Raw genomic sequence first — 11732 nt, forward strand, 5'->3', positions numbered from 1 at the left:
CGATCGGGCACGGAACCCCGACCCTACAAGATTTTGTGCAAGTGCTACATAATACCGTAAAAATATATGAACAAACTTCGTCAAAAATATCTGCAAAAATGGCTTCGCACGCGGCAACAACCAATAAAGAAATTAATGCTTGCCAATATTGCGTTAGCCACGCTTTCATCACTCATTTTAGTGGCGCAAACTTATTTTCTCGCCACGTTGCTTGATAAACTCATTATGCAAAATGTGCCGAGAGATGAACTTACTTCCTATTTTCTCGGTTTAATCCTCGGCTTTGCGCTGCGTGCGGTCATTTTATGGGGGCGTGAAAAAATCGGTTTTGAAAGCGGCAAGCGGCTGCGCAATCATATTCGCCGACAAATTCTTAATAAAATTCACCTTGTCGGCCCAGCAACAATCAATCAGAAACCTGCCGGCAGTTGGGCAAGTATTATGTTGGAACAAGTGGAAAACCTACATAATTTCTATGCGCGTTTTTTACCGCAACAAAGCCTTTCCGTGATTGTGCCTATCGTTATTTTGATTGCCGTATTCCCGTTAAACTGGGCAGCGGGCTTGATTCTTATGCTCACCGCGCCGTTAGTACCGGTTTTTATGGTGTTAGTGGGCATTGCCGCAGCAGATAGCAGTCAAAAAAATATGGATACCCTCGCCCGTTTAAGCGCGCAATTTTTAGATCGCTTACGCGGTCTTGAAACTTTACGCCTTTTCAACCGCACTTCCGAACAAACGCGACATATTGAAAATGCAACGGAAGATTTCCGAGAAACGACAATGGATGTGTTGAAACTGGCATTTTTATCCTCTGCCGTGTTGGAATTTTTTACATCTATTTCCATTGCGCTAATGGCGGTTTATTTCGGCTTTAGCTATTTAGGTCAAATTGAGTTTGGTACATACAATGCGCCGCTCACGCTCTTTACAGGCTTTTTCTGTCTCATTCTCGCCCCGGAGTTTTATCAACCCTTGCGTGATCTTGGCGCTTACTATCACGATCGAGCGGCAGGCATTGGCGCAGCAGATGCGATTGTGGATTTTCTGGAAACGGATTATCTTACCATTCATCAAGATGATCATAAAATTTCCCTTGAAAGTGCGGTTGAAATTTCTGCTGAAAATTTAGTAGTCCTTTCCACACAAGGTATTGCCCTCACCCAACCTTTAACCTTCCATATTCCGGCAAATCACAATATTGCTTTAGTCGGTCAAAGCGGCGCCGGAAAAACCTCGTTAATCAACACGATTTTGGGCTTTTTACCTTATGAAGGATCGCTAAAAATCAACGGACAAGAACTACGGGAAAGCCATCTTACGGACTGGCGAAAAAACATCGCTTGGGTGGGGCAAAATCCGTTGTTATTGCAAGGTACCATCAAAGAAAATTTATTGCTTGGCGATATTCAGGCAAATAATGAAGAAATTGACCGCGCTTTAACCCTTGCCCAAGCCAAAGAGTTCACCAATAAACTTGGACTTTCTTACGAAATTAAAGACGGTGCTTTAGGTATTTCCGTAGGACAAGCACAACGTCTTGCTATTGCACGTGCGTTGCTACGTAAAGGTAAATTATTATTGCTTGATGAACCGACAGCCAGTCTCGATGCCCAATCGGAAAATTTAGTTCTACAGGCTTTAAGTGAAATGAGCTGTTATCAAACCACATTAATGATCACCCATCGCATTGAAGATCTTAAACAATGTGATCAAATTTTTGTAATGCAACAAGGCAAAATCGTCCAACAAGGGGATTTTTCACAACTCAAAAATGAAGGTCTTTTTGCCGAACTACTCGCTCAACGACAACAGGATATTCAATAATGCGTGCCTTACTTTCCTTTATAGGTCTATTCAAATTCGCCAAATTTCCACTAATTTTAGGCTTAGTGTTGATGATTTTAGGACTGGCCTCCAGTATGGGGCTGCTTACCGTATCCGGTTGGTTTTTAGCGGCAACCGCGATTGCCGGGCTGGGTACGCTTTTTAATTTTTTCTATCCCTCCGCCAGTGTGCGCGGTTTGGCAATCGGGCGAACTGTCGCACGTTATTTTGAGAAGATTATTACCCATGACGCAACATTCCGCATTTTGGCAAAATTGCGCGTGCAAGTCTTTGAAAAAATCATTCCGTTAAGCCCCGCAGTATTAAATCGTTATCGTAACAGCGATTTATTAAACCGTTTAGTCTCTGATGTAGATACCCTTGATAGCCTGTATTTACGACTTCTTGCACCGTTTTTTACTGCAATATTCGTCATCATTGCAATGACTATCGGCTTGAGTTTTATCAATCTGCCGCTCGCCTTCGGCTTAGGCGTATTCCTGCTCATATTATTGCTTCTGATTCCGACAATTTTTTATCGTTTGGGACAACAATTCGGTGAGCCTTTAATTCAAGCTCGTGCAACCTATCGCATACAATTTTTGGAATTTATTCAGGCACAAGCAGAACTTTTATTGTTTAATGCCGAAGATCAAGTGAAAGAAAAAATGGCGGCAACAGAGAAAGACTGGCAAACCGCTCAATCCAAAGAAGCAAAATTAAGCGGATTTTCAACCGCACTTGTTTTGTTCCTAAACGGCTTATTGATTTGCATAATGTTATGGTTTAGCAGCCAAGCCGATTTCGGCACTGATGAATATCGTGCCGCCTTTATTGCTTTATTTACTTTTGCGGCGTTAGCGGCATTTGAAATCATTATGCCTTTGGGCGCAACATTTTTGCATATCGGGCAAGTGATTGCCGCTGCGGAACGGGTAACGGATATTATTGAACAGAAGCCCTTAGTGGAATTTACCGACAACGCCGAATTTGAGCAGAAAGTGCGGTTAATTTCGGCTAAGAATTTGAATTTTGCCTACCCGGGACAAGATCATCTCACATTAGAAAATCTTACACTCAATATTGAACAGGGGCAGAAAATTGCTATTCTTGGTAAAACCGGCAGCGGTAAATCGACCCTCCTTCAACTTTTAGTGCGTAATTATGATCTCCTTCGTGGCGAACTCTTACTTGCAGAAAAACCGATTTCCGCCTATTCAGAACAAACTCTACGCCAACAATTGTGTTTTTTAACCCAACGCGTACACGTATTCAGCGATACATTACGCCAAAACTTACAGTTTGCTGATCTTGAGCCTATTTCCGATGAAAAAATGATCTCAGTGTTACATCAAGTAGGACTGAGTAAATTATCGGAGCAAGCACAAGGCTTGGATTTATGGCTTGGTGATGGCGGTCGCCCGCTTTCCGGTGGTGAACAACGCCGGTTAGGGTTTGCGCGTATTTTATTAAGTAATGCACCGATTTTATTACTCGATGAGCCAACAGAGGGATTGGATCGTGAAACGGAACGCCAAATTCTGCGTTTAATTTTAAAACACGCCGAAAATAAAACGCTCATTATGGTAACACATCGTTTAACCGCCATTGAACAATTTGACAACATTTGTGTCATTGACGAAGGACAATTAATCGAACAAGGCAATTATGCGGAATTAATCACAAAAGAAGACGGATTTTTCAAACGACTGGTAGAACGGATATAAGAGAGAAGGAGTCGGGTGGAAACCTCCCCAGCTTTTTCTCGGCACACAGCACTTCCGACTTTGGCTGCTTTCTTCCGAACCTGACCGAGTAAACCGGACACCGTTGCGAGAGACCGAGAAGGTTTCCATTGATATCGCCAAAGCGATTGTGCGCTATTATGCAAGAATTGCCGCCGTATTGCAAAGATTAATTGTAAAGTTCGATGAATTCGGTGAGAATTCGAGCCGTTTTTGTTGTCGCAATAATCAGCAATAAAATGCCTGTTTTCACGGTAAAACCTAATATTGCAAAAGAGAATATCACGATGAACTATCTCCAATACTACCCCACCGATGTCATTAACGGCGAAGGCACACGCTGTACGCTGTTTGTCAGCGGTTGTACCCACGGTTGCAAAGGTTGCTATAACCAAAAAAGTTGGTCATTTAGTGCAGGCGTACCCTTTGATGAAGCGATGGAACAGCAAATTATCAATGATTTAAAAGATACCCGTATTAAACGCCAAGGCTTAACCCTTTCCGGCGGAGATCCGCTTCATCCACGCAATGTAGAAACGCTTTTACCTTTCGTAGAACGCTTAAAACGTGAATGCCCCGATAAAGATATTTGGGTATGGACAGGTTATAAATTAGATGAGCTTGACGAGCAACAACGCGCAATGTTGCCCTATATTGATGTGTTAATTGACGGCAAATTTATCCAAGAGCAAGCTGATCCAAGTTTGGTTTGGCGTGGATCGGCAAATCAGGTTATTTATCGGTTCAAAGACTTATAATTTCACTTCATAAGGTAACATTTTTTAATCAAACCGATCTTCTGTGAAGAATCTGGCTGATATTTCCGCTTTAGAGATTTATACAATAAAAAAACAAAAACGCTATTATTGATCTACCGCATAGCGATAAACCAACCCTCATAAGATCATCCAAACAATATGTTACTATTTTGCCAAAGGATCTCTTCAATTTGCTCAATAGGTTCATTTCTTAATTCACATAATGATTGCAAGATTTGCACAATTCGCTCCGGACGATTCGGCTGTCCTTGAAAACCAAATACCGGCATATCCGGGCTGTCGGTTTCTAACACCAATGAATCCAGCGGTAACTTTGCAATCGTTTGACGGGTTTTATTTGCACGTGCATAAGTGATAGTGCCGCCCACACCAATTTTATAGCCTAAATCGACAAAACGCTTGGCTTGCTCATAACTCCCCGCAAAACCATGCACAACGCCACCTTGGGCGAGCGAAATACGTTTCAAGAAAGTAAAAACCTGATCGTGAGATTTGCGGCTATGAATATTCACCGGCAAATTAAATTGCTTCGCCAAATAAAGTTGGCTTTCAAAAAAATGGCACTGTTTTTGCCAAAGTTTCGTAGAAATCAAATCCGAAACGGCACGCTCCAAACCAATTTCCGCCACTGCCGTACAATTTCTGTCACGCGATACTAAGGCTTGTTCCAGTAATATTAAATCATTTCCCGAGTGTTCTTTGATGTAAAGCGGATGCAATCCCAATCCATAGTATAAATGTTCCGGATAAAGTGCGGTCATTTTTTGAATGGTTTTAAAATCCCGTTGCAACACCGCAACAATGAGAATTTTTTCCACCCCTACCCGCTTTGCATTTTCCATTAATTGTGAAAGCGGTTCTCCGGTGAATTGGTGAAGATAATCAAGATGGGTATGTGTATCGAAAAAGGGCATCGTATTCTCTTATAAAAAACACCCGCTAAAAACGGGCGTTATCAATCTATTATTCAACCGAGACAGACTCAATCACTACGTCTTCTTTCGGTACATCTTGATGGAAGCCTTTATTACCGGTTTTAACACCTTTGATTTTATCTACGACCTCCATACCCTCAACCACTTCGCCGAATACGGCATAGCCCCATTCCTGCACCACTTCTTTACCAAACATTTCTTTCGAACGGTAATCCAGAAAGTTGTTATCCGCTACATTAATAAAAAATTGCGAACTTGCAGAATGTGGATCGGAAGTGCGAGCCATCGCAATGGTACCACGCTTGTTGCTTAAACGATTATTTGCTTCGTTTTTAATTGGGGCTTTCGTTGCTTTTTCACGCATACCACTTTCCATACCGCCGCCTTGAATCATAAAACCATCAATTACGCGGTGAAAAATTGTGTTATTATAAAAGCCTTCTTTACAGTAATTTAAAAAATTTTCTGCCGTTATCGGCGCTTTATCAAAATCCAATTTAATTTTAATATCGCCAAAATTTGTATGTAACGTAACCATTTTGTTTTCCTTTTGAAAAATAAAGGGTTGTATTATTCCATAATCGTAGCGAAAGTGCTATAAAAGTGCGGTCGAATTTCCGAATGTTTTCGGTATTATGTATCAGTCGCACAAGTCACTGTAGGGTGCGGTTAGGCGAAGCCGTAACGCACCAATAAATGAAAAATATTGGATATAAAATTCTCTTGTGCAACTGCTATGTAATAACCAATGTTTTATCAATGTTAAGTCGAGTTCAAAATGCTAAAAATCTTTAATACCCTAACCAGAGAAAAAGAAATTTTTAAACCTATCCACGAAAATAAGGTGGGAATGTATGTATGCGGTGTAACGGTTTATGATTTATGTCATATCGGGCACGGGCGCACTTTCGTCTCTTTTGATGTTATCGCCCGTTATCTGCGCTATTTAGGCTACGATTTAACTTATGTGCGTAATATCACCGATGTCGATGATAAAATCATCAAACGCGCCCTTGAAAATAAAGAAACCTGCGAGCAATTAGTCGATCGTATGGTAGTGGAAATGCACAAAGATTTTGCTGCGTTAAACGTTCTCCCGCCTGATGTTGAACCGCGCGCAACCCATCATATTGCGGAAATCATTGAAATAGTAGAACAACTTATCAAACGGGGACACGCTTATGTTGCAGATAACGGCGATGTGATGTTTGATGTAGAAAGTTTCAAAGAATACGGCAAACTATCGCGTCAGGATTTAGAACAACTTCAAGCCGGCGCACGGATCGAAATCAATGAAATCAAGAAAAACCCGATGGATTTCGTTTTGTGGAAAATGTCAAAACCGAATGAACCGAGTTGGGCATCGCCTTGGGGAGCAGGTCGCCCGGGTTGGCATATTGAATGCTCGGCAATGAACAGTAAACAGCTCGGCAATCACTTCGACATTCACGGCGGCGGTTCCGATTTGATGTTCCCACATCATGAAAACGAGATCGCACAATCTTGCTGCGCTCACGATGGTGAGTATGTCAATTACTGGATTCACTCCGGTATGATTATGGTAGATAAAGAAAAAATGTCGAAATCCCTCGGCAATTTCTTCACCATTCGTGATGTACTAAACCACTACAATGCCGAAACCGTGCGTTATTTCCTACTCACCGCACATTATCGTAGCCAGCTGAATTACAGCGAAGAAAACTTAAATCTTGCTCAGCAAGCCTTGGAACGTTTATACACGGCGTTACGCGGCACGGATAAAAGTGCGGTCGCTTTTGGCGGTGAAAATTATATCAAGACTTTCCGTGAAGCGATGGATGATGATTTCAACACGCCGAACGCCCTTTCCGTACTGTTTGAAATGGCGCGTGAATTGAATAAACTCAAAAACGAAAATAGAGAAAAAGCCAATGGCTTGGCAGCCCGTTTACGTGAGCTAGGCGGCATTTTAGGCTTACTTGAAAGCGAGCCTGAAACTTTCCTACAAGCCGGTTCTGACGGTGATGAAGTAGCAAAAATCGAGTCGTTGATTAAACAACGCAACGAAGCTCGTGCGGCGAAAAATTGGGCTGCCGCCGATGCAGCGCGCAATGAACTAAGTGCGATGGGTATCGTGTTAGAAGATGGCCCAAACGGCACAACTTGGCGTAAGCAATAAAATAAAGAGATGTGATGTTAATCGCACCTCTCCTTTCTCAATAGAAGGAAAAGACACCAAACCCGGTGTCTCTTCTTTTTCATTTAAATCTATTAAGTCAGTTTTTTGCCTTTTAGCTCCGGCACCAGATAGATTGTTGCAATCATATCAATAACATAAATAATAGCGAGAAAAGCAATAGCGGCACTGAAAGAATAAGCAGCCACTATCGCTCCAACAACTACCGGTCCAAAGCCACCTACCGCCCGTCCTAAATTAAATAATACATTTTGAGCGGTCGCTCGAGCTTCTGTCGGATAGGCTTCCGCCATTAACGCACCGTAGCCCCCCATCATTCCGTTTACGAACATACCTAAAAATGCACCGGCAATCAGCATAGCGGTGGGATCAGTCAACTGAGAATAGGTGAAAATACTCACGACGGCTCCGCCTTGGAATAATAGAAAGCTCGGTTTTCGCCCTAAATAATCGGCAAGACGACCAAATATCCAAATACCGAGCATCATACCGCATACCGTAACGGCAGTCCAAATACCTGATTTTGTTAAACTAAAACCTAATTGTTTAGCAAGAAAATTCGGCATCCAAATCATTATGCCATAGTAGCCGAAATTTTGTACTGAAGTGAGAACCACAACCCCTAAGCTCACTTTGGTCGTTGCTTTGTCCTTAATTAATAATTTAAAAGACTCAAATTTAGATTGTTTTTGAACGGATAGCCGATGTTGTGTTTGGGTAAATACGTCAGGTTCGTGCAATCTCATTCGTAAATACCAAGCGACAAAAGCAGGGAAAATCCCCAAAATAAACATTCCCCGCCAGCCGATATAAGGCAATAACAATGGCGTTAAAAGTGCTGCTCCGAGTACACCGATTTGCCAGCCTAAAGCCACATAAGAAGCGGCTCTTGCACGATGGCGGGCAGGCCAAGCCTCAATCGCTAAAGCCATCCCAATACCAAACTCGCCGCCTAATCCGATACCGGCAATGGTACGATAAATCAATAAATCCCAATAACCTTGAGCCAATGCACATAAGCCGGTAAAAACGGCAAAGAGTACGATTGTCCAAGTTAGCACTCGAACCCGTCCATAACGATCACTTAATGCTCCAAATAGAATCCCGCCGAATACAGCGCCGATTAACGTCCAAGTTACTAAAGATCCTGATTGCGCGGGAGTTAAAGCTAAATCAGCAGAGATAGCGCTTAACATAAAACCTAAAATAAGCAGATCGAATCCGTCCATTGCATAGCCGACTGTTGAGCCTAATAGGGCTTTCCAACCATATTGATTGACTTTGTCTGTCATAAGATATCCTTTGCTACTCACAGGTAGCTTTTAAAGAAATAAAAAGAAAGGGTATGATTTAACCATTAATACAGAAAAAAATGGCGGCTTAGTTTAAAGGGTTTTATAAACTTATGCAATGAAGTTTAGTTTGGTTAAAGTGCGGTCAGATTTATGGAAGAAAATACGGTTGAAATTATTCAATTTTCAACCGCACTTTGGTATTACTCAGGTTGTATCGTTTTTATTTCGTTAACCCGTTCACCAACGCAATGACGTCTTGAATATCAGCGTTAGATAACTTTCCTTCTTTCACGAATTTTACTTTGCCGGTTTTATCAAGTACGATGATTGCACTTTCCTTTGCATTCAAGCCCCAAGCCTGTTTCACAGCACTCTTATCATCCAACACCACTTGGCTATGTGGATTTTCCGTTTTTCCTTTCTCCGCACTGTTTTTCACAAACATACCTGTGCCGACAATAGCATCATCGGCATTAATAATGGTTGTCGTCTGATATTTTATCGGGTTAAAGTGTGCGTTTTTAATGGCATCAACCACCGCCTGGTTTTTCTCTTTCGCTGCGGTTCTTCCCGCTAAATGATGAACAATTCTCACTTTCCCCGCTAAAGCAGAAGATGTCCAAGGTTGAAATTTAACCGATTTCCCTGCCAGTACAATCTCCCCATATTCTAATACCTTTACCGCCGGCACGGTTTGTTCAAGCTGTAAATTATGCGCAAAGGCAGATCCGGCAAAGACAATTGAACCTAATACAATGGATAAAATTTGTTTTTTCATTTGTTTCCCTCAAAAATCATTAAAAAACGACCGCACTTTTGGAGCGCGACTTATTTTTTTGCTATACTCACGCCCCATTATATTTAATTAGGAAGGAAAACCCAATGGATAAAATGCCTGCTTGCCCTAAATGCCAAAGCGAATATGTTTATCATGATTCCGTCAACTTCGTTTGCCCTGATTGTGCTTACGAATGGAATGATAATGAACCGGTTGAAGTCGATGAGGATCAATTAATCGTGAAAGACAGTAACGGTAACTTACTGACTGATGGCGATGATGTGCTTCTCATTAAAGATTTAAAACTGAAAGGCTCATCCGAAGTATTGAAGAAAGGAACAAAATTTAAAAATATCCGTCTCGTCAAGGGTGATCACAACATAGATTGCGGCAAAATTATGCTGAAATCCGAGTTTTTGAAAAAAGCCTAATTCACGAAAGCAAAATCACGAAAGCCAAAAGTGCGGTCATAAAAAACATTGTTTTAATTGACCGCACTTTCATCGTATTTAATAGCCATCTTCCTGCATATTCGGTAAAAAAGTCGCCAGTTGAATCCTTTTGACTTTTGTCACAATAGTGCCATCGGGATATAAATCAATTTCACGCCACCCCGGCTGAACCGTATCTAATGCAAAATGATGGCTATCCGCTTTAAATTGAATACAGGTTGATGGAGTAGCCATCACTTGATACCCTTGCCACTGACCGTCCACTTGCTGATGAATATGACCATATAAAATCGCTTTCACATTTTTAAACGGTGTAAGCACATCAAGCAACTCGTGAGAATTACGTAAATTATGTTGATCCAACCAAGCCGAATTTGTCGGCAATACGTGATGATGAAAAACAATTAGGGTATAACGTTCCGGATATTTTGCCAGGGTAACTTTCAACAAATCAAGTTGATATCGGCTAAGTTCACCATGTGGCACACCATAAACCTGACTATCTAACAGCAACACCTGCCAATATTTTCCCAACAAAATATGTTTTGCATTTTCCATTGGCGGTCGATTTAGATTCTCTGTCATTGTGGGTTGAAAATCATGATTTCCCGGAATCCAAAACACCGATTTGCCAAAGGGTTTAATCATCTCCACAAAACGTTGATAGCCTTCATCACTGCTATCCTGTACTAAATCTCCGGTGGCAAGAATAACATCAAATTCCGTATTCTCCTGCTGGATTTCCTGCAAAACCTGTGCAAAACTCGCCTGCGTATTTACACCTAATAGCTCTGTTTTTTCATCCTTAAACAGATGCGAATCGGTAACCTGCAACAGTTTAATTACAGCTTGTTCAGACTGATAAACAAAGGTATTTTTCATCGATATCTCCTAAATTTGTAACCAACGTTGTTGTAATCGAGCATAATTTAATTGAAGCCATTGCAGGCCCATTACGGCAATGCCGTTATCAATCTTTCCTTCACATACCCATTGATACGCTCGTTCACGTTTCACAACATGTACTTTAATATCTTCGTTTTCACAGTCCAAGCCGTGAATCCCTTTTGCCGTCGAACTATCGACTTGTCCGACAAATAAATGAATCCGTTCAACCACACCGCCGGGACTATCCCACACACTTAAACAATGCGTTAAATGCTTCACGATGATACCGGCTTCTTCTTTACTTTCCCGCAATGCGACCTCTTCCGGCCGTTCGCCTTGTTCAACCATTCCCGCAATTAATTCTAATAGCCAAGGGGAACGATTCGCTTCGGGATAATAAGCCGCACCGATACGAACCTGCTCGACCAATATCACGGCATCTTCTTTGGGATCATAAGCAATCACGGCAGAAGCAGCTCCTTTAATAAGTAGTTCTCGGGTTACAACACCGCTTTCTCCACCGGCAAAAAGTTTGTGCTTAAATTGAATTTTTTTTAGTGTAAAAAAACCGTCATACACGACTTCTTCGTTAATAATTTTAATATCAGACAGATTAAATTGTTGAGCTTCCGGCATATTTTTTCTCCAAATATATAAGTAAAATCATACGTCTAAAAGACTATAAAAAAAATATAAGGTTTATACTTTTTGTTGAAACTTTGAAGTAGCTCACAAAAAATAAAAACCTGTGCTTAATTTATGATCACAGGTTATAAAAGGGACAATCCATTATCTAAAAATGATGAAATCACTAACCTGACATATTCATCATTGGTAAATAACGAACCCATTAAGGA

General features: G+C 41.3%; 11 protein-coding genes and 1 other RNA gene. 5 read left to right on the plus strand and 7 right to left on the minus strand.

Annotated features, from left to right (window positions below; all coding sequences use genetic code 11):
* Positions 1-66 precede the first annotated feature (66 nt).
* Complete coding sequence (cydD, locus tag IHV77_RS01935) at positions 67-1827, plus strand: heme ABC transporter permease/ATP-binding protein CydD (RefSeq protein ID WP_194812485.1); 1761 nt, start codon at positions 67-69, stop codon at positions 1825-1827.
* Positions 1827-3554 carry a heme ABC transporter ATP-binding protein/permease CydC gene (cydC, locus tag IHV77_RS01940; RefSeq protein WP_194812486.1) on the plus strand — a complete coding sequence of 576 codons (1728 nt, stop codon included), beginning with the start codon at positions 1827-1829 and terminating at the stop codon, positions 3552-3554. Before cydD ends, cydC begins: the two co-directional genes overlap by 1 nt.
* A 21-nt stretch (positions 3555-3575) precedes the next feature.
* Here cydC and ffs read toward each other — a convergent pair.
* Positions 3576-3674: signal recognition particle sRNA small type (gene ffs, locus IHV77_RS01945), an RNA gene on the minus strand.
* Between the two features lie 185 nt (positions 3675-3859).
* Between ffs and nrdG the strand changes: the two genes are divergently transcribed.
* Complete coding sequence (gene nrdG, locus IHV77_RS01950) at positions 3860-4330, plus strand: anaerobic ribonucleoside-triphosphate reductase-activating protein (RefSeq protein ID WP_194812487.1); 471 nt, start codon at positions 3860-3862, stop codon at positions 4328-4330.
* Positions 4331-4476: 146 nt separating this feature from the next.
* Here nrdG and IHV77_RS01955 read toward each other — a convergent pair whose 3' ends face one another.
* Together IHV77_RS01955 and IHV77_RS01960 are read right to left on the minus strand one after the other, a co-directional pair.
* Entirely contained in the window at positions 4477-5265 is a 789-nt protein-coding gene (locus tag IHV77_RS01955; protein WP_194812488.1) for a TatD family hydrolase, read from the minus strand.
* Between the two features lie 49 nt (positions 5266-5314).
* Positions 5315-5824 carry a peptidylprolyl isomerase gene (locus IHV77_RS01960; RefSeq protein WP_194812489.1) on the minus strand — a complete coding sequence of 170 codons (510 nt, stop codon included), beginning with the start codon at positions 5822-5824 and terminating at the stop codon, positions 5315-5317.
* 240 nt (positions 5825-6064) lie between these two features.
* Between IHV77_RS01960 and cysS the strand changes: the two genes are divergently transcribed.
* Complete coding sequence (gene cysS, locus IHV77_RS01965) at positions 6065-7444, plus strand: cysteine--tRNA ligase (RefSeq protein ID WP_194812490.1); 1380 nt, start codon at positions 6065-6067, stop codon at positions 7442-7444.
* 92 nt (positions 7445-7536) lie between these two features.
* Here cysS and IHV77_RS01970 read toward each other — a convergent pair whose 3' ends face one another.
* Positions 7537-8754, minus strand: a complete 1218-nt coding sequence (locus tag IHV77_RS01970; protein ID WP_194812491.1) for an MFS transporter — start codon at positions 8752-8754, stop codon at positions 7537-7539.
* A gap of 223 nt (positions 8755-8977) precedes the next feature.
* A complete protein-coding gene (locus tag IHV77_RS01975; protein ID WP_194812492.1) occupies positions 8978-9535 on the minus strand; it encodes a YtfJ family protein in 558 nt (185 codons plus the stop codon).
* Positions 9536-9639: 104 nt separating this feature from the next.
* Between IHV77_RS01975 and IHV77_RS01980 the strand changes: the two genes are divergently transcribed.
* The gene (locus IHV77_RS01980; protein WP_194812493.1) at positions 9640-9966 is read left to right on the plus strand and encodes a zinc ribbon domain-containing protein YjdM; all 327 of its coding nucleotides are present in this window, start codon (positions 9640-9642) and stop codon (positions 9964-9966) included.
* Positions 9967-10044: 78 nt separating this feature from the next.
* On the opposite strand, the gene cpdA is transcribed toward IHV77_RS01980, so the two are convergent.
* Positions 10045-10869 carry a 3',5'-cyclic-AMP phosphodiesterase gene (gene cpdA / locus IHV77_RS01985; RefSeq protein WP_194812494.1) on the minus strand — a complete coding sequence of 275 codons (825 nt, stop codon included), beginning with the start codon at positions 10867-10869 and terminating at the stop codon, positions 10045-10047.
* A gap of 9 nt (positions 10870-10878) precedes the next feature.
* Positions 10879-11511 carry an ADP-ribose diphosphatase gene (gene nudF, locus IHV77_RS01990; protein WP_194812495.1) on the minus strand — a complete coding sequence of 211 codons (633 nt, stop codon included), beginning with the start codon at positions 11509-11511 and terminating at the stop codon, positions 10879-10881.
* Positions 11512-11732 lie beyond the last annotated feature (221 nt).

Source organism: Rodentibacter haemolyticus (assembly GCF_015356115.1).
Lineage (GTDB): Bacteria > Pseudomonadota > Gammaproteobacteria > Enterobacterales > Pasteurellaceae > Rodentibacter > Rodentibacter haemolyticus.